Annotated in this window: 11 protein-coding genes; 9 read left to right on the top strand and 2 right to left on the bottom strand. The window is 52.0% G+C overall.

Going from position 1 to position 20,604, the window contains the following annotated elements; translation table 11 throughout:
- Positions 1–15 precede the first annotated feature (15 nt).
- The 3 genes from U9S71_RS15545 to U9S71_RS15535 all read left to right on the top strand — a co-directional run bounded on the left by U9S71_RS15545 (position 16) and on the right by U9S71_RS15535 (position 6,052).
- Positions 16–1,617: a sulfatase family protein gene (locus U9S71_RS15545; RefSeq protein ID WP_326328509.1), complete on the top strand. Its 1,602-nt coding sequence runs from the start codon at positions 16–18 to the stop codon at positions 1,615–1,617.
- Positions 1,568–3,187: a sulfatase-like hydrolase/transferase gene (locus tag U9S71_RS15540; RefSeq protein WP_326328507.1), complete on the top strand. Its 1,620-nt coding sequence runs from the start codon at positions 1,568–1,570 to the stop codon at positions 3,185–3,187. Before U9S71_RS15545 ends, U9S71_RS15540 begins: the two co-directional genes overlap by 50 nt.
- 279 nt (positions 3,188–3,466) lie before the next feature.
- On the top strand, positions 3,467–6,052 hold the full coding sequence (locus tag U9S71_RS15535; protein WP_326328506.1) for a kelch repeat-containing protein: 2,586 nt from the start codon (positions 3,467–3,469) through the stop codon (positions 6,050–6,052).
- A gap of 28 nt (positions 6,053–6,080) precedes the next feature.
- Here the strand turns inward: U9S71_RS15535 and U9S71_RS15530 are convergent, their stop codons facing one another.
- Positions 6,081–7,058 (bottom strand): helix-turn-helix transcriptional regulator, encoded by a 978-nt coding sequence (locus U9S71_RS15530; RefSeq protein ID WP_326328505.1) that lies wholly within the window; start codon positions 7,056–7,058, stop codon positions 6,081–6,083.
- An 8-nt stretch (positions 7,059–7,066) separates the two neighbouring features.
- Positions 7,067–13,159 (bottom strand): alpha-2-macroglobulin family protein, encoded by a 6,093-nt coding sequence (locus U9S71_RS15525; protein WP_326328504.1) that lies wholly within the window; start codon positions 13,157–13,159, stop codon positions 7,067–7,069.
- Positions 13,160–13,399: 240 nt separating this feature from the next.
- On the opposite strand from U9S71_RS15525, the gene U9S71_RS15520 reads away from it, so the two are divergent.
- From U9S71_RS15520 to U9S71_RS15495, 6 genes are all read left to right on the top strand, one after another.
- On the top strand, positions 13,400–13,882 hold the full coding sequence (locus U9S71_RS15520; RefSeq protein ID WP_326328503.1) for a hypothetical protein: 483 nt from the start codon (positions 13,400–13,402) through the stop codon (positions 13,880–13,882).
- A 134-nt stretch (positions 13,883–14,016) separates the two neighbouring features.
- Positions 14,017–15,549: a glutamate racemase gene (locus U9S71_RS15515; RefSeq protein ID WP_326328502.1), complete on the top strand. Its 1,533-nt coding sequence runs from the start codon at positions 14,017–14,019 to the stop codon at positions 15,547–15,549.
- A gap of 71 nt (positions 15,550–15,620) precedes the next feature.
- Positions 15,621–16,952, top strand: coding sequence for a dihydroorotase (locus U9S71_RS15510; RefSeq protein WP_326328501.1), 1,332 nt, complete (start codon positions 15,621–15,623; stop codon positions 16,950–16,952).
- A gap of 20 nt (positions 16,953–16,972) precedes the next feature.
- Positions 16,973–17,989, top strand: a complete 1,017-nt coding sequence (locus tag U9S71_RS15505) for a S66 peptidase family protein (protein WP_326328500.1) — start codon at positions 16,973–16,975, stop codon at positions 17,987–17,989.
- A gap of 11 nt (positions 17,990–18,000) precedes the next feature.
- On the top strand, positions 18,001–19,476 hold the full coding sequence (locus tag U9S71_RS15500) for a M14 family zinc carboxypeptidase (RefSeq protein ID WP_326328499.1): 1,476 nt from the start codon (positions 18,001–18,003) through the stop codon (positions 19,474–19,476).
- A gap of 144 nt (positions 19,477–19,620) precedes the next feature.
- Complete coding sequence (locus U9S71_RS15495; RefSeq protein ID WP_326328498.1) at positions 19,621–20,592, top strand: DUF6807 domain-containing protein; 972 nt, start codon at positions 19,621–19,623, stop codon at positions 20,590–20,592.
- Positions 20,593–20,604 lie beyond the last annotated feature (12 nt).

Genomic DNA, 20,604 nt, shown 5'->3' with positions numbered 1-20,604 from the left:
GAGATGAAATATCAAATGAAGACTTGGATCGTGGTGATCTGTGTTACATTAGGAATCGCAGGCGCATGTATGCCGGAAAATGAACGGGTAGCGAAACAGCCCAACATCATTTACATTATGAGTGACGACCACGGCTATCAGGCAGTTAGCGCCTACGGTCACGGTATGAACGAAACGCCTAACATCGACCGGATTGCGGCCGAAGGCGTGCTGTTCACCCGTGCTACAGTGACCAACTCGCTCTGCGCACCGAGCCGCGCGGTCTTGCTCACGGGAAAACACAGCTTTATCAATGGGAAGATAGACAACATGGCTAAGTTTGACTGGTCTCAGGATAATTTTCCGAAGCTATTGCAAGCAGCGGGTTATCAAACGGCCATGGTAGGCAAAATCCACATGGATGGCCTCCCCCGGGGGTTTGATTATTCGGCCGTAGTGCCGGGGCAGGGAGATTATTACAACCCCGACTTCTTGGTGAATGGGGAAAAGGAGCGAATACACGGTTATGTGACAGATATTACCACGGATCTGGCTTTGGAATGGCTAGACAGTACAGACAAAGATAAGCCGTTCTGCTTGCTCCTGCACCATAAGGCGCCCCACCGGGAGTGGTTGGCGGCCGAGCGGCATTACAAGGAATATACGAAGATGACCTTTCCCGAACCGGAAACCCTGTTTGACGATTATGAGGGACGCGGTACGGCTGCCAAGACCGCCGAGATGAACATTTTGAAGGATATGAACTGGGCAGGTGACTCGAAAATCAAACCGGAGGTGATGGACAAACTTGGGATACCCAGCACACTAAATTGGGATAAACAGGCTTATCAGAATAACCTGGGCCGCATGGACTCGACTCAGCGTGCCGCGTGGGATGCTGTATATGATCCCATTATAGCCGATTTCGAAAGCCGCTATCAGACCATGTCAAAAGCGGACCTGATGCGCTGGCGTTATCAGCGTTATATGCAAGATTACCTGGGTACGGTTGCCGCGGTGGACGACGGCGTAGGCCGCGTGCTGGACTACCTGAAAGAACATGGGCTGGAGGAAAATACCATCGTAGTTTATACATCAGATCAAGGTTTCTATATGGGCGAACATGGGTGGTTTGACAAGCGGTTTATGTATGAGCAATCGCTCCGAACGCCACTAATGATAAGGTACCCGAAAGAGATTAAGGCGGGCATGAAGACGGATGCCCTAGTGCAGAACCTGGACTTTGCGCCCACTTTTCTGGATTACGCAGGGGTGGAAGTCCCCACAAACATGCAAGGTGAATCATTCAGGAAACTGGTGTCTGGCGAGGCGGCAGACTGGCGAGACGCCATTTATTATACCTACTATGAGTATCCGTCGATTCACATGGTCAAGCGGCATTACGGTATTCGGACAGATCGCTATAAGCTCATTCATTTCTATTACGACGTGGATGAGTGGGAGCTATATGACCTGGAAAGCGATCCGCAGGAGATGCGCAATGTTTACGGTGACCCGGCTTATAAGGATATCCGGGAAACACTGCATAAAAAACTGGAGGAACTGCGGGTGCAGTATAACGACTCGGATGCCAATAATCAAAAGTACATCGATGCCCACCTGGAAAGACGTAAATAGATGGCTTGCGATGGGTGTACTCCTCGGGCTGCCATGGAGTTTGGCTTCGGCGGGGCCGGGGAGTGGGAAATCTCAGCCACACGTCTTACTCATCCTGGTGGACGACATGGGGTACGGGGATATCGGTGCCTTTAATCCTGCATCCCGCATTCCAACGCCCCACCTTAACCAATTGGCGGAAGAAGGTATGCGGTTTACCGATGCGCATGCTCCGGGAGCGGTATGCCATCCGTCGCGCTACGGGCTGATCACAGGCCGGTACCCCTTCCGTACGGACGTGAGCGTATGGCCCGAAAAGCCAGTTATAGACTCCGGAAGGGTTACCGTTGCCGCTTTCCTTAAGTCACAGGGGTACCGAACCGCGATGGTGGGGAAATGGCATCTAGGGTTCGATGAGTCGCAGGCAGTCGCGGCCACTGGCAGCCAGGTTTCGGGCAATTCGAATAACAGTGCGGCATATCGGGTTTATCAAACGAGGCAACGGTTGCCCGGCGGCCCGGTGGACTGTGGCTTTGAATCGTTCTTTGGCATACGGGCATCTACAGACATCCCCCCTTATTTCTTTATCCGAAACGACCGCGTAGAAATACCACCAACTGATACGGTAAGCGACAACGGTAGCGACGGGTGGACCGCAATCCAAGGCGCTTTTTGGCGCAAAGGGGGGATAGCGCCGGGCATGGACCTGGCCAATGTACTACCGCAATTCTCTCAGGAAGCTGCTCGCATTATCCATGAACACGGCTATAGGGACCCAGATACCCCACTGTTCTTGTACGTGGCACTACCTGCGCCGCACACCCCGTGGTTGCCCGCAGCCAAGTATAGCGGGATCAGCGGAGCGGGCGATTACGGCGATTTTGTTGCCATGGTGGATGCCGAAATCGGAGCGATCCTTTCTGCGCTTCAAAACGCCGGCATGGCGGAGGAGACATTGGTCATCTTTGCAAGCGACAATGGCCCCGTGTGGTATCCGCGTGATATCGATCGTTTCGGTCATCATGCGGGGGCTGGTTTGCGCATGGATGCGGATGGTAAAATCGCTAATGTATCCTATCGCGGGATGAAGGGGGATGCGTACGAGGGCGGTCATCACATGCCTTTTATCGTACGTTGGCCGGGCCGGGTAGCACCAGGGGCAATAACCGGTCAGACCATTTCGTTTACCGACGTTATGGCCACCCTTGCAGATCTACTGGATGTGGGTTTGCCAACCGGTGCCGCCGAAGACAGTTTTACCCTGTTGCCGGTATTCTTAGGTAAGCAGCCAGAAAGCAGGGCAATCCGCCCGGCCGTTGTTTCGGTATCCGCGCGTGGGGTGAAAAGTATCCAAAATAGGGGGTGGAAATTGATCGAGGCGCTTGGCTCCGGTGGATTTACCCAACCTGCAGCTGTTGAGCCAATGGTTGACGGACCGAGCGGTCAGCTCTACCACCTTCGTAATGACCCGGAAGAACAGGTGAATGTGTGGTTGGAGCATCCGGAGGTTGTACATGAAATGACCAAACTGTTACGCAAATGGGAACAACAGGAAGCAAGTCGCACCACAACAACTGGATATACTTTTTAAATTAGACACCGTAAGCATCTACCTATAAAATCGTGCTCGTCAATAAAAACTCCGTTCGTCAAATCCAGCTGTAGCTAGCTGCATATTCAGCGGAGTTTGGAAGGGCGTTTATGTGTTTGCAAACAGCCCCCTACTTCTATATCGAAGTGGGGGCTGTTTTGTGTTGAATGCAGTCCCTGTAGCATTTGTCGAAAAAGCCAGAGCCAGCTCAATGACTAAATTGTATCGAAAAATTTAATTCATTAATTTTACACCCTAACCGCTTTGGTCATCGTAGTTATGGAAATCCGTACAAGCTTCATTAAGGTAACATTTATCTGCCTGCTTATTTGGAGCGGTGTGGTGTATCCCCGGCTGCTATCTGCTCAACAATATGGGTTGAAGTTTAATGGACATGAAGTCACCCTTGATAAGCGAACGGGGCTTGATTTAACGGCTGATGGCTTGTTAGTATGTAAGGGTGAATTCGAAATATCGTTCAGGCATAAAATTCATCGGTTAATACCCAACTCCAACGAAGGGCTTTTTGGCTACGTATTCAGAATCATTGATGGAGACGGCAATAATATAGATTTGTTAAGTACGCCAACACCGAAGGTTGGCCTAAACCTGGTGATTGGAAAAACCAATTTAGTTATTCCTATCAAATACCCTAATGAAGGTGGAAAAAATAACTGGGTTGAAATTCGGGTTAGATTTTTGATGGACCGGGACCGACTGGAATTAATGATCTCAGATACCACTTACGTCCAGGAAAAGGTGGGTTTTGACAAAAAGGAATCGTTTAAAATTGTTTTTGGTGCGCATAGTTACCAGCAGTTTATGAATTCGGATGTTCCTTCGATGACCATAAAAGACATCCGGACTTTCGAACGGGGTCAATTGACGCATTATTGGCCGTTGGATGAAAGCACGGGTAATGTTGCAACCGATAGCGTGAGCGGCAAACAGGCCGGAGTAGTCAATCCAGCCTGGGTAATTATGAATCATCAGCATTGGAGCCCCATTTTTAAAGGCGAAGTGGAAGGAGCGGTATTGGTAGCAGCAGACACTGGGGAGAGTAGAATTTTTATGGTAGGCACCAATGAGCTTTTTATTTATGCTGCACAAAATAGTAGTGTCAAAAGAGTGGCGTATGGAAATAACCCCCCTCCATTTTTGAATAGAAGCTATAGCGCCGTATTCAACCATCTAATCAATAAGATTTATTGTTACCTCCCGGATTGCGGAAATTACTACGTGTTGGATGTGGAAACCGGTGTCTGGACCGAAAAGGACACACCTGCGACCGATGAAATTAAATTTGGGCATCATAATCAATTTTTTAGCGGGTCTGACTCTTCAATATATGTGTTGGGTGGTTATGGGCGGCATAGGTATCATAACAATATCATCAGGTTAAATCTGAATAATAGTACTTGGGAAACGTTGCCTACGGACAGCACTATTTTTACACCACGGTATCTAGCTGGACTCGGGGCATTGAATGATACCATTTATATATTGGGGGGGTATGGAAGTGAATCAGGAAGCCAATTGGTAAACCCGCATAGCTACTTTAATATGCTGGGCTATGCCATTGAACACAATAGTCTGTTTGAAAAATTTGAAATTTCGCCACGGCTAATTGATGATATGATCGTGGGTAATTCGATGTGGATAAATGCCGAAAACAGAAACTATTATGCGCTCGTTTTCAGTAAAATAAAATTCAACAATTACTTGCAAATGATTAAAGGCAATCTTGAGTCGCCGCAAGTAGAGCAAGTTGGGAGCAAAATCCCGTTTAAATTTTTCGATGTCCGGTCAACGGCAAATTTATATTACTTCCCCACTCAGGATAAGCTATATACATATACATCGTACCACGATGATTCAACTACGCAAGTTGCGATCTATTCCATCAATAACCCACCCAATATAGCCATTGATAAACCCGAAGAGAAAACAATAAGGTCGGCTTTTTCGAAGGTTTTGCTTGGTGTTATTCTCGTTATAATATCTGTGGGGGGATTTTTAGCCGTTCGGCGTAAAAGAAATAAAAAACGGGTCTTACCTCTTCCTTCTGAAGTTAAACGGCAGAAAGATATCGTTGAAAAAGAAGCCGTTGACACTGACGAGACGGTTAAGAACCCACATTATCAACTGGTGTTTTTTGGCGGGCTTCAGGTTTTCGATAAACGGCATGATGAAATTACTTATAAATTTTCACCACTCTTGAAAGAGTTGTTCTTATTGGTTTTATTGCACTCTCTTAAAAATGATAAAGGGATTTCTTCTGAAACGATAATTGAAGTGTTATGGTATGATAGAGCCGATAAAAGTGCCCGGAACAACCTCTCGGTGAATATTCGTAAATTACGCAGTATACTTGAAGAAATTGGTTCGTTGGAAATTTCGAAAAAAACAGGGTATTGGAAAATCATATTAAAAGAGCCTGAAATAAGGAGCGACTATATCGATTTTTTGAGAATTACCAAGTTGAAAAATAACCTCACGAAACAAGAGGTAATACGGCTATTGGAAATAACCCAGCGAGGCGGGTTTTTGGTGAATGCGCAATACGATTGGCTTGATGATTTCAAAAGTTCAGTTGCAAGTATCGCTGTTGACACATTGATTGGATTTGCCAAATCGTGTAACCTGAAAGCTGAAGCAGATTTTATAACGCAGCTTGCGGACAGCACCTTTAATTTCGATATCATCAATGAGGATGCCATGATACTGAAATGCAAGGCCCAAAACAGTATGGGGAAACATAGCCTAGCAAAGGCTACATTTGAAAAATTTTGCAAAGAATACATCACGATGTACGGAGAGGCATATCCAAAACCGTTTCTAAACGTCCTTGATATGGAAAATTAGGTAATTCAAAAGCTAGTTTCTGCGGGCCTTAATCCCGGAAGTTCGACGCAACCACTTCAATCAGCTCTTTCACCCTATCGCGCAGGCTATCCGGTTCGAGTACCTGTACGCCATCGCCGTACATGAGCAACCAGCGCGGAAACCCTTCGTGGAAATCGAGGGTTTCAAACACCATGTCGGTATGCGTCCCGCCATCGTGTTCGGAAACAAAGCCCCAAAAGCGGCGGTCCCACTTCATGTGCGCGGCATGGCGGTTCTCCACACGGATGCGGGCCGTTACCTGCGGCAAATCGCTGTGGGCCTGCTCCCGTTTGTCCATGAACTCACCGAGCGGTGGATGTTCCCGTTCAAACGGGGTGTCGAGCAACTGGAGTTGCACGATACGGTCTGCCCGGAACTGGCGATAATCGTGGCGGGTATGGCAGTAGGCATACACATACCAGAAGTTCATTTCATGGAACAAGCCTACCGGCTCAATGGTGCGTTGCTTCGGTTGCTCATCATTCACCCCCTTGTATGATAAAAATACCTGCCGCCGCTGGGCAATGCTTTCAATCAAATGGCTAAGCGCATGGGGCACATTGTTGTTGAAGACATCATATCCGGGCTTTGCTACCACAATCTTCGACTCGAGGGCCGATAGCGAGTCTTTTTCGGTCATGCGCAATACCGCTTTGATTTTGTAGAGCGCCGTGTCGTAGTGCTCCTGCAGGCGGCGGTCCATGAACTTACCCATCAGTTTCTGGGCGCCCACAAAGCTCATCGCTTCTTCTTGTGTGAAGAGGACCGGTGGCAGGCGGTAGCCTTCCACGATGCTGTAACCGGCGCCGGCCTCACCGAAAATCGGTACACCCGCCTGTTCAAGGCTCCGAATATCGCGGTATATGGTGCGTAAGCTTACGCCAAACCGGTCGGCGAGTTCCTGCGCCTTTACCACGCGTTTCGATTGCAACTGGATGTAAATGCTCACGATCCTATCGAATCGCTTGGTCGTATCAACTGCCATCGAATGCGCTATTGTTTTTGTTCTACCTGCACCCTGATGCCTTTGCTATGGCTGCTGAACTCCGGTGCGTACATGCACTGGATGGTGCTGATGCCGTTGGAGAAGTCGCCCGCCTGTGCCACGAACACGGGGTATTCGAACACATAGGTACCCTTACGCAGGTAGTCGAAGAAAAAGTTGGTCGCCACATCGCGTGTGCTTTCATAGTAGCCCAGCCCACCTTGGAAGCGATAGCCACTCAACACGTTGATGGGTTCGAAACAAGCCGCCCGCATATCTTTGAGGTGCACATATTCCATGTCGCGATCTACGCGCAGCTCAATCCGCACGGTTACCTTATCGCCCACCTTCAGCGGGTTGTCGGCACTGATTTCTTCCAATACAGGGCCACGGTCGGTATTCCGTTGGACGTAAAGCTGCTTGTGTAGGCTCAACGGTGTTTCGGCGCCCGTGATTTTGTCCAGATCTTCGAAATATTGCCAGTACACTGCCCCCCAGGCCACGCCCTCATTCTCGGCCTTTGCTACGTTCACGGCGATGTTACCCATATCGGCGGTTACCGCGTCGCCGTCATAGCGTTTTTTGAAATAGCCGGTGCCCGCCTCGGTTTTCACGTCAGTAGAGCGTATGGTTTCGTTGCCTAGGGTGATGGTTACCTCGGGTTCGTTTACCAGCCAGTCGCTTCCTTGCAAGAGCAGGGCATAGATGGCGTCGGCCGTTGCCTTTGTGGTATTCCAGTGTTGGGTTTGTTTCTGTTTGATGAGCCATACCTTCAGGTCGTCCACCGCCTTTTGGTCGGATGCCACCTCCGCGAATGCCTCAATGAGCAACGCTTGGGCCTCGATGGGTGCTTCATACCACCAGTAGCCGTGGGGCATGGTTTTCCAGTACATGCCCATTTCGTCGTTGTGGATGGCGGTTTCGCGTAAGGAAGCCATGATGGCTTTGGCCTTTTCCCTATTGTCGGCACGATGCAGTGCCAGGGCCAACTGCCCTTTCAGGTAGGGGTTGAAGGTGTTCCAATAGGTAGCAGCCTGCCCCAGGAAGTAGTCGTAAGCAGTGCGGTTGTCCGAACGTATCGGTAAATCCGGCACGAGGCTGCGCATATAGAGGTACTGCACGTGGGTGTACCGCAGGTGTCGCTTGCTGAGGTCCATTTTATTTTTCACCAGGTAGTCGTGGTCGGCCTTCACTTTGCGGTCAACATAATCCACCGCTTGCGCCAGGATTTGGGTTGCCGTTTCGGAGTGGGCGGCCTCCACACCGAGCTGTTGCAGGCGCGCAATCCCCGTGGCGATGTACTGTGTAATGTAGCGGTTGCTAGACATGCCGCGGAACCAGGGGAAGCTGCCGTCGCTGAGTTGCATCTCCGCCAGTTTGGCCAGGTTTTGCTGTAGCCCCTGCGCCAGCTTATGGCTTTCGAATAGCTGGGCGATCCGGTGTTTCTGCTCGCGTTCGCTCTTCGCCTCCATCACCCATGGCGTCTCTTCCAGCAGCGCGGATTTAAGTTCCTGGTTTTTCTCCAGGTTGGATAGGAGGGCGGTGGTATCGCTGGTTCTCCATTGCTCAAAGATGGCCTTCACCCGCGGCGCTTGGTCAACAATGTGGGCTGCCAGCCCATTCGCATAAAACCGATTGAAGGTTTGTTCGGCACATTCATACGGATACTCCATCAGGTAGGGGAGTGCCTGTACCGCATACCAGGCGGGGTTGCCTGTAAACTCCACGGTGAGGGCATGGTTTACGCGACTGTCGCTCGTGGTGTTCGCCAGCTTATCCAGTGTAAAGGTTTTGGAGGCGTTGCCGCGTACGGGCAGGGGCAAGGTTTCCGTAACCAGCATGCGGTTGGTGATCACCGGCAGCGTGGTTTCCTCGCCATCGGTAAAGTTACCCGCTTTGGCCGAGATGCGTACCACCACGGCGCTGAAAAGGCTGTCCGGAACGGCGAACGTCCAAGCTACATCGGTACTTTGCTGTTCGGCGACGGAGAAGGGGTGGTCATTCAGACCATTGCCCGGAACTGAAAGCGGTTGCAGCGTCGTTGCATCGAGCAGTTCGATGAATGCCGTGCCCCGCAGGGCTTCCGTGCTGATGTTGCTTACTTTTGCGCTGAAGCGGACCTGGTCGCCCTGCCGCAAAAAGCGGGGCAGGTTGGGCATCACCATCAGGTCTTTCTGGGTTTTGATCTTTCCTTCCAGGAAGCCCGTTTTCCAGTCGGCCGTATGAGCGAAAGCCATCAGCTTCCATTCGGTGAGCGCCTCGGGCATGGTGAATTTGAAGGTTACGTTGCCTTCGGCATCCGTTTGCAGGTGGGGGAAGAAAAACGCCGTTTCTTCCAGGTTGGTGCGCACGGAGATGGTAGGCTGTTCGGTCTCCACGGTCTCCACGGCGCCGACGACGGCCTGTTTTTCCTGCTGTCCGAAGCCCACGACCACGACTTCATCCAGGTCCGCGTCTTGCTGCGCGTTGGGTGCTGCCGCGCTTACGGCCTCTTCCCGTACTGCTATCCCCCCGATACGCCCGGCAAGACCCCGTATCATGAAGTCTTTATTATGGAAAAGCTGTCGTGCCGGATAGCTGAGCAGTTCGTCATACCGTTTTTCGTAGCCAGTAGGCTGTTCCCCATTGATGTTTGTCAGCCATAAATTACCCGTAACGGTTTTGAACGTCCAGTTGGTCCCCCAGCGCAGCCCCAGCCAACGGTTGGGCGACAGGTGATTCCAGCGCCAGCTGTGCGGCTTCAGTGCATCCAGCGAGGCATCGTACAGCCCTGCCAGCAGCTCCGCCGCAACAGCTTCCTTCTTGTTTCCTTTGATGGTCAGCTGCCATTCCTCGGCAGCCCCCGGTTGCAATTTGTCGCGGTGCGTGGCCCATTCCAGTTGGAGGTCGCGGTTAGACCAGGGTACCTCCACCTGTCGGGCACCCTGGTATACCCGGTTATTGTGTACATAGAGCCAGCCGAAGCCTAAGCCGCCGCGGTCGCCCTCAACGATAGGACGGTTTATCCGGCGGTGCTCCGAAAATGCCGTGAATTCGGGTTTGATGTCGGTGTTTGTTTCCAGTACGTAAGTGCTGTCGAAGCCGGTTTTCACGGTGAGGGTTAGCGTATCGCCGGGCGCCAGTGTGGATTTGTCGGCCAATACTAGCAGGGGTTGTTGCGGTGTGGCGTCCGTAGCCGGTTTGGCGGCATAGGTGTATATTTTTTCGGTGATTTCATTGCCTTGGGGGTCGGCCGTGGTGAGGGTGATCACGTGCCATCCGGCCGATTTCCAAGCCGAGGCAGGCAGCTCCACTCCCTGCTGCTCACCGGTGTGGAGGGTGGCCGACCAGCTGGTCGCGCCGGTGGGCCAATTCATGTAGTTGGATTCATCGGCATACTCATCATCTGGGAAAAGCTGCCTGAATTCCTGTTCGGTCATGGTATACCGATCGGGTTTCTCCCACATCCGCTCGCGGTAAACCTTGCCTGGGAAGGTGAGCGGTGCGACGGATACGGCCACCTCGGCCGGCGTGGCGATGCCATTCAGGTTTTGGGTGGTCACGACCAACTGGTTTTCATGGCCGGCATCAAGCTGCCTGGGCATGGCAGCGGTGAGCAACAGGGAGCGGTATCCCGCCTGTACGTGTTGGTTGCCGCTTTGCGTTTCGCCATTGATGTCGGTTACGTCGGCATATACCGTGTAGGTAAATGTCGGCAGCGCTTGCGGGTCGATCTGTTTGTCGGGAATGGTAGTGAAGGTCACGTCAAACGAGCCGTCGGCTTCCGTCAGCACGGTGCCGTTGGCGATTTCCATTTGGGGCGACTGCGGTCGCCCCCAGCGGTAGAACGCCCAGAAGTAGGGGAACCGTGCATGCCTGACCACGCGGTATTTTACCTCGGCGCCATCGATATTGCTGCCGGCATAAGCCGTGGCGCGCCCTTTGATGGTGATTTCTTCGTTGAGGGCAATGTTGGATTTTACGGTATCGAACGCCACCTCAAATTTCGGTCGTTTATACTCTTCTACCGCAAAAAACGCATTGCCGTTCCCTGCCTTGATATGCATTCGGCCGGTGAGTCCACCTGTCGGTGCGGTGAATTTGCCCGAAAATGAGCCATAAGCGTTGGTGGTGAGTTCCATGGCGCTCACTTTCTGGCCGTTGGCATCGAGGAAGGTCACCTCGGCGGTATGGTCGGTCAATACGCGGTTTGTCATCCCATCGGCCGCATTTTCAACGACGATTCCTTTGAAATATACCGTTTGGCCCGGCCGGTAGATTGCCCGGTCGGTAAACAAGAACGTATGTTCGTTGGGTTCTTTTTCATTTTCGTCTTCTGCACGATACGAACGGAAATAACCGTCGGTGCGCAGTGTATCACCATGTGAAGAAAGGACGATGCGGCGGACGTTTTCGCGGTGGTTTTCCACCTGGATGGTTGCTTTGCCATCTTCATCGGTGGTTGTTTTGCCCACCACCACATACCGATTGGTGTTAAAGGTCTTATCCCAGAGCTCATTGAGGAACGTTACTTTGGCTCCCCGTATGGGCATGCCCGATTTGCGGTGCAAGGCAAACAGCATTTGCTGGTCATCCAGGTTATTGGTAATCAGGCTCAGCGAAGAGACCTGGATGGGGGCTACGGATAGCACGGTGCTATCCGACGAGAAATCGGCCGTGGCCGAAGCCACCAGTAGGTACCGGCCCGTCGGTAGCGGGTCTACTTTGATTTCCGTTCGGTGTTCATACATGTCTTCGCTGCCCGGCAATGCCACTTCCCACGACGACAGCGGCTTGCTGCGTAATAGCTTCTTTTTGGCCGTGCTATTATTCAGATCCCGCTGTGGATTGGTGAGCCCGGTGGGCCAGGGGTAGATTCGCAGGTATACATCCGTTAGGTTCCGATAGGTGATGAGCACCTTGCTGTTTTCCTCGGGCAGCAACACGCTTTCTGCCTGCATTTCCAGCAGTTTACTCATCAAAAGGTAGCGAAGCTGCGCGGCATTTGCGGCGCCTTCCGATTCGGGGAAGCGGGCGATGAGCGCGTCGAGCTGCTGGAGTAGGTGCTGGCGGTCTGTCGAATCCTTAGGCGTGCCTTGTGAATGGTCGAAATCGAATTGCAATAACGTGGCGTCAGCCTGTGCTCCTGCTGGGCTGTCGGCGTAGCGTGTGGCTAGCGCCTTCAGCGCAGCGCGGTAGAGGCTGTCTTTATCGGGATGAATCGAATATTGGTGTACGAACTGCAGTCGATGTAAATCCGCATCGATGAGCGCATCGGGTTGGTCATCTTCCAGATGGAGGGCCAGCAGCCGCTGGTACGTGTGCAGTGCGCGGAAGTGCAGTGCCTCCGGCGTGGCCGGTTTCACCTGTACTTCAGCCATTCGCTTGGCAGGCGCAAACCACAGGGTGCCACCAATTTGGAATTGGTATGCCGGTTTGATGACATCTTTCTCGTCGTTCTGGAAAAAATCGATGGCTCTGAATGCGAGGAGGTCATACAAGGTGGGCCGCAACCGGCGCGTGTTTTTTCCTTCCGCAAGCAGGGGTGCATAGCGCTCCACAGGGATGGTTTTGAGCAATTCGCCATCGAGGATAGAGGCCTGGTATAGGTCGCTGGCTTTGGCAATCAGTGTGGCGGCATCCCAGGTAGCGATATCGACGGGCGGCTCGCCGAGGATGGGCGTACGATTCAGAATGGTCCACCGGTTCCGTTGGTAGTAATTCCAGTACAGTTCGGCGGTGATGCTCTGCCACAGCGCCTTCTCGGCTCCGTTGGAAATCCGGATCATCGAATCAGCCTGCTCAATGGGATGCGTTACCGAATTTTCGGTTGTCAACGCTTCTTTAGCGATCAAAAAGAGCGTCGCCTTGATGGCATTGGCGTTGTCGCCCCGCTGTTGCGCCGCAGCTTTGACTTTACGGGCAATTTCTATTGCTGATTTCGGCAACCCGTTGAAGGAAAGGGAGTCGATCGTTGTCCATTCCTTGTGGAAAGGGTCGTCGTTTTTTTGTTGCTGTGCCATGGACGGAGCCGTTAGGAAAAGTGTGCCGACGATGAGTAAAACCATCGCCCGTACGGAAAAGATGCTGCGGATCATTGTGCTGTCGTGTTTGTTTCTCAAATCGATTGCTTATGCAAACTTACTTAAATCGTGTGAAATGCGGTTATGCTATAGACGCATTTTGTCGTACGGATGCGACAGGGTGCAGGATTCCATAAATCTCTGGGATTTTTTTCGGACTGGTGCGATAGGTTTCGGCTTGCGTAATCGAGGCGTTACATACCAGCGTTAAACTTTGGCATCACTTCTGTTGTCTTACAAATAGATTAGATTGATGGTTGTACGTAAAAAATTGATGCTATGAAAAGGTTATGGATTGGAGTTGCTACCCTCGCATTTTTGGTGGGTACAACGTTAGACGCAGACGCACAAGGGCGGGGAAAAGGCCATCGGGGCCACCACAAAAAGGAATACGCCAAAAAACATCAAAAGCGCGACAAGGCTTTTCATAAGCAGGAAAAAGCGTATTGGAAGTATGCGGAAAAGCGCGACCGTGAATATCGTAAATACTATGAAAAGCGCGATCGCGAATACCGGAAATACGCGAAGCAACATAAACATCGGTATCGTGATCACGACCATTGGTACTATGGTGAGCGGTTTCATCACCGCAACGAGTATGTGTATTTTCCGGAATACCGCACGTACTATGACCCCTACCGCCGTGGATATGTGTACCATCGGAACAACGCCTGGGTGTTTGCCCAAACCATGCCGTCGTTTATGGTGGGGTTAAACGTTGGCGCACTGAACGTGCAGTTTATGGCTAATCTGCCTAGGTAGGGCCGCAATTAGATAGGAGAAAGGGCATAGATAGGAGAAAGGGCACTGAGCAAAATTCGGTGCCCTTTTTCTTTTGGTGAAAATAGGTCTGTTTTGCCGTTTTTTGCGTTTCTTTGTGTAAAGCAAGCTCCATCATGAAGGTAGACCCAATTATAGCCGTTATCGCCAGCGCTTTTACCCTTGTATCGTGTGCAGGTAATGAAGAGCATACCGATCAAACGCGCCCGATCGACCCCATGGTTCATGCCATACTGGAAGATACCGCCAGCTTCTACTATGTGGATGTACGTGATTATCCCACAGATGCGACCCTCCCCATCGGCATCTTCGATTCGGGCACCGGCGGACTCACCGTAATGGATGCTTTGGTGCGGTATGACGCCAACGGCAATGAATCCCGTATTGCCGGCAGCGATGGCCTTCCCGATTTCAGCAAAGAGCAATTCATTTACCTCGCAGACCAGGCAAACATGCCTTATGGTAATTACTATAGCGAGGACAAGTCGGATTTGCTGGTTGAGCATGTATTGAAAGATGCCCAATTCCTGCTGTCGGAACAATATTATCCCGAGGCATCGGCAGTTAACTTTGTAACAGGTAAACAACGGGTAAAAGCCATTGTCATTGCGTGCAATACGGCCACGGCATATGCCAAGGAAGATGTGGAAGCACTCATCCAGAAAACGGGATTGGATATTCCGGTCATTGGGGTAATCGATGCAGGCGCACGTGGCGTGCTGGACATATTTGAAAAGGACGAAGATGGTGCCATAGGGGTCTTCGCTACCGTGGGTACCATTGCTTCTAAAGGTTACGAGCGTACCATCATGGAATTGAAAGACCAACTGGGCTACCGCGGTGACATCCAGATCTACAACCAAGGGGGCTATGGGATGGCCGAAGCGGTGGACCGTGAACCGGGCTTTATCAGTGCTGTTGCGCACGAACCCCGAGAGGACTATCTGGGGCCATCGCTCAACCACGGGCAATACCCCATCGAAAAGGCGCTGATGGATACCTACCGGTTTGATTTTTCGGACAATAAGATGCTGTGTGATTCGCGGAGTAGCGATGATTGTAACGTGCTGCAGATCAACTCGACCGATAACTACGTCCGGTACCACCTGGTATCCCTGCTGGAACAACTACGGAACACACCCGGTGCGCGCCCGCTCAAAGCATTGGTGCTTGGCTGTACCCACTATCCCTACCTCACGGACGAACTCCACCGCACATTGGATGAGTTGTATGCATACCAACACAATGGGGAGTACGTGTACCGCCGATTGATGGCGCCACAGATACAACTGATTGATCCAGCCGAGAACGTAGCCGTCGAACTGCATAACCACCTCGCCGAAAACGCACGGTTCAATCCAAGTGGTAGCATGGACAGCAGCGAGTTCTACATCGCGGTGCCCAACACGCACAATAACCACGTACAAACCGATGGCAAGGGGCATTTCACCTACGCATATAAGTACGGGCGTAATGTCGGTGAGATCCAGGAATACGTCAAAGTGGTACCCTTCAGCAAAGCCAATATCCCCGCCGAAACGCTCGGCCGCATGGGCGACCAGATCCCTGAAACATTTGAGCTGATCCGAATATTCAACAATACAAGTGATAAGACAGCCACCTTTCCCGCAACGGACCGTATCCGCTAGTGCTGGAGCATGTGCTCCCGGTATTTATTTATTAAGCCAACTTTAGCTAAGTTTGTAAAAAAGATACGTACATGTCCAAAACCCTTATAAAAGCCGCAACCGTTGTCAATGAAGGAACGATAAATACGTGTGATGTGTTGGTTGTCGATGGTCGCATCGAAAAAATAGCGCCTCAGCTTGATTTGGCGGTAGATACCGAGATCAATGCCGAAGGGCTGCATCTGCTACCGGGCCTGATCGACGACCAGGTGCATTTCCGCGAACCGGGGCTCACGCACAAGGCAGATATCTGGCACGAAAGCCGGGCAGCCGTAGCTGGCGGCACCACCTCGTTCATGGAAATGCCCAATACCGTGCCCAATACACTTACCCAAACGCTTCTGCAAGATAAGTACGACATCGCCGCGCAGCAGTCGCTAGCCAACTACTCCTTCTATATGGGGGCGGCCAACGACAACATCGACGAAGTGCTCCGCACCGATCCGCAGCAGGTGTGCGGCATCAAGGTGTTCATGGGATCGTCCACGGGTAATATGCTGGTCGACGATGAATATACGCTCGAAGGCATTTTCGCCAATTCGCCCATACTCATCGCCACGCACTGCGAAGATGAAGTAACCATCCAGCAGAACCTGGCCCGGTATAAAGCCACCTATGGTGAGAAACTGACGCCCGATATGCATCCCCTTATCCGGTCGGCCGAAGCCTGCTACATCTCTTCTTCCCGCGCGGTAGACCTTGCCAAAAAACACGGTACGCGACTCCACATCCTGCATATCTCCACAGCGGAGGAGGCTAATTTGTTTGAAGCGCTGGCGCTCACCGAGAAGCGGATCACCGCCGAGGCGTGTATACACCACCTGTGGTTCAGCGATGCCGATTATGCCGAAAAAGGTAATTTCATCAAATGGAATCCGGCGGTAAAAACGGCGGCCGACCGCCAAGGGATATTGGCCGCGCTGCTCGACGGGCGGATAGATGTGATTGCTACCGACCACGCCCCGCATACGCTGGCCGAGAAATCGCAGCCCTACAGCAAGGCACCTTCCGGTGGCCCGCTGGTGCAGCATGCGCTGCAGGCACTTTTGGATATGCACCACGATGGCCGGCTGACGCTCGAACAGCTGGTGCAGAAAACCGCACACAATGTGGCTACCTGCTTCCAGGTGGCGGCGCGCGGCTTTATCCGCGAAGGGTATTGGGCCGACCTCGTATTGGTCGACCTCAACAAACCATATACCGTAAGCCAGGATAACATCTTGTCTAAATGTGGTTGGTCGCCGTTTGAAGGGCATACGTTTACCTCAACGGTCACTCACACCTGGGTGTCGGGCAAATTGGTATATGAACACGGGAAATTATTGGAAAAAGGCAGTGGCCAACGGCTGTCGTTTGACCGCTAACGCCATTCGTAAAAGCAACTATGGATAAACGCACCTTTATCAAAACATTGGGTCTGGGGATGGCCGCATTGCCGGTATCCATCGGCGGTCCGGCTGCCGTGCATCGTTCCCGTTCCTCCATCCATCCACCTACCATCCGGGAGGGGGATACCGTGGGGGTGATTACGCCATCGTCGGCACTGGTCGACGAGGAGGGGTACAACATCGCCGAGGCAAACATAGAGGCGTTGGGTCTGCACCTCCAATGGGGCCAGCATGTAGGTAAGAAATATGGATACCTGGCGGGCAAGGACGTAGAGCGGATGGCCGACCTGCATGCCATGTTTGCCGACCCTAAGGTGAAAGCCATTGTGTGCCTACGGGGTGGTTCGGGTGCTGCTAGGTTACTTGATAAACTGGATTATGGACTGATTGCCCGCAACCCGAAGATCTTTATGGGTTACAGTGACATTACCGCCTTCCATCAAGCCATCTACACGCAAACGGGACTGATTACCTTCCATGGGGCGGTGGCGAACAGCAAGTGGACACCCATTGTTTTCAACCAGTTCAAACAGCTCTTTTTTGAAGGCAAGCCGCCGGTATATTCAGCCAATCAGCGCCCGGTGCGCACGCTGACACCGGGAACTGCAGAAGGGAAGCTGCTGGGCGGCAACCTCACCGTGTTAACTGGCCTCGCCGGGTCCCGGTATTATCCCGATTTTAACGACAGCATCCTGTTCTTGGAGGATATCGGTGAAGAGCCGTACCGCATTGACCGGATGTTCAGCCAGTTGGCGCTGTCCGGAGCCTTGCAGCGCATCAAAGGGTTCGTTTTCGGCCGGTGCTCCGACTGTGAGGCATCGAACCCAGGCAATTCCCTAACGCTGAATCAGATATTGGACGACTACATCAAACCGCTGGGTATCCCTGCCTATCAGGGGGCATTGATCGGGCACATGGATGAACAGTTTATCCTGCCCATGGGGGCCAGGGTTCGGATAGACGCGGATAATGGCTCCATTACCGTTGCCGAAAACATTTTTTCCGCTGGCTAGTTAATTTCACCATGAAGCATGTTATCCATTTTTTGACCATAGCCTTGATTTCGACGGCCTGCGAAGGGGTAGGCCAAAGCCGGATGGTTTATGAGCCTGACACCGCCATGCTGGGGGAAGCCTACGAGACCTACCGCGAAGCATCCATCGCGCACCGGCGCTTCAAACACGCCGACATCGAACCGCTTATCCTGAAGCGACAGGGCGGTGAGGCTTTTGAGGTGACCCGGTTAGGCATTTCCGTGCTCAAAAAGCCCATCTACCAGCTCCGGTACGGCAACGGCCCCAAGCGGGTAATGCTGTGGTCGCAGATGCATGGCAATGAACCCACGGCAACCAAGGCCCTGATGGATCTGTTTAACTTCCTCGAAGCATCGGGCGACGGGATGGATAGCATCCGAAACCTGCTGAAAAACGAAACCAGCCTGTATTTTATCCCCATGCTCAACCCCGATGGGGCCGACGTGTACACACGCCGCAATGCGATGGACGTGGACCTGAACCGCGATGCCCGCTCGGGCGCCACCGTGGAAGGACGTATACTGATTAATGCAGCGAAAACAGTGGAACCGGATTATGGGTTCAACCTACACGACATGCATATTTATTACAACGTGCCGGGTACGCCCACACCCGTCACCATCGCGCTGCTGGCGCCCGCCTACAATGCCGAACGTGAGGTCAACGACGTGCGTGGCGATGCGATGAAGATTGCCGCCGGTATCAACCAGCTGTTGCAGGGCTATGTGCCGGGGGGCGTGGCTAAGTATGACGATACCTACTCGCCACGGGCATTCGGCGATAACTTCCAAACGTGGGGTACACGTACGGTGCTGATCGAGTCGGGGGGATATAAAGGAGACCCCGAAAAACAATTCATCCGTAAGCTCAACTTTATCGCCATTCTCAATGCGCTGATTGAAATTGCCCAAGGCAGCTATGCGCAATATGATATTGAAGCTTACGAGTCGATTCCGTATAGCGATTCCAAGCTGTCGGATGTGCTGCTACGGCATGTCAGTGTTTCGCGCGATTCAATGGAGTATACCGTTGATTTGTCGATTAACCGGAATGAGTATACGGTAGATCGTGACTATTATGTACAATCGCGCATCAGCGACGTGGGCGATCTGGGTGAAAATTTCGGCTATGCTGAATTGGATGCCGTAGGCCTCCATTTCATGCCCGGAAAGATATACCCTAAGGTGTTCGATAGCATTGATGAGGTATCCTTGGAGCAGGCGATGGACTTGTTGAGGCAGGGCTACTGTGCCATCCAACTGGCACAGATGCCCGAAGATCGTCACCACGCGTTGCCGCTTGTGGCCTTCTACCAACAGGCACCCAGTGCCGCCAGCCCGCACTTGGGTAGGCCAGCTAACTTTTTCCTCGCGAAAGATAATAGACCGGTGTATGCCGTGATTAACGGTTACCTGATTGATCTCTCGACACCACCACAAGAAACGTTTAAGAACTATGTGCAGTAACCGGCGATTTTTGGTATATCGGTTGAATACCCCTTAAATCACCGAATAGCCAATTTAGATCGTTAACAAAAAGACGCTGATGCATTAATCAGTCGGATTTTTGATAACTTTATCGTTGAATTAGTTATAAATCCATCGAGATCCATGTTGAGAACCGTGGTTGCCGTTTTTTGCTTATGTGTTGGGTCGTCTTGTGCTTTCGGGCAGGGGGGCAACAGTGATAGACCGTATTCAGCGGTAAAAGGTAGTGACGAATTGGTGTTATCCAATCCGGAAGGCAACCCATTGGTTACCTATAGGTATACCGTCAAATCCCCACCTCCAGGTGTGGACGCTGCCTACGGTCGCGCCGGATACATCCACCCCTTGCAGACCATTTCGGGTAAAGTGCTTACCCATATCCAGCCGCCGGACCATTACCACCATTATGGTTTGTGGAACCCGTGGACGCACGTGGAGTACAAGGGGGAAATGTATGACCTTTGGAATATCGGCGACAAAAAAGGCACGGTGCGATTTGTGAAGTTTAACGATATTTTCGAAGATAGGGAACATGCCGGTTTCGAGGCGGTCCATGAACATGTGATCTTCGATGCCGGCCAGGAAACCGTCATTATGCGAGAAAATTGGCGCATCGTCATTTCGCAATTGGATGCCAACAGCTATGCGGTGGATATCCGGTCTACCCTGGTTCCGATGACCGATGCGCCGGTGGTACTGAAGGAATACCGCTACGGTGGATTGGGGTTCCGGGCGACCCCCGAATGGACAAACAAGAACAGTGATGTGCTCACATCTACCGGCAAAACCCGCAAGGATGCCGATGGGTCGCTCGAACGTTGGACCATCATGTCCGGCCAACTGGGCGAGAGTAGGGGTGGTGTGCTTTTCCTGTCACACCCCGATAATTATAATTTTCCGGAACCGGTGCGGATCTGGCCCGTGGATGCCAATGGTGGCCGCGGCGATCAGTTCTTCAACTTCTCGCCTACCAAGAATATGGATTGGTTGCTGGAAGCCGGAAAAACGTATACCCTGCAGTACCGACTTGTTGTTTTTGACGGCTCGTTGCAGGCAGAGGAAGCCGAACGATTATGGCAATCTTTTGCTAACTGATACCCATATGGG

The organism is Parapedobacter flavus (assembly GCF_035818675.1).
GTDB classification, from domain to species: domain Bacteria; phylum Bacteroidota; class Bacteroidia; order Sphingobacteriales; family Sphingobacteriaceae; genus Parapedobacter; species Parapedobacter flavus.
This window is presented reverse-complemented; position numbering and strand designations above follow the sequence as displayed.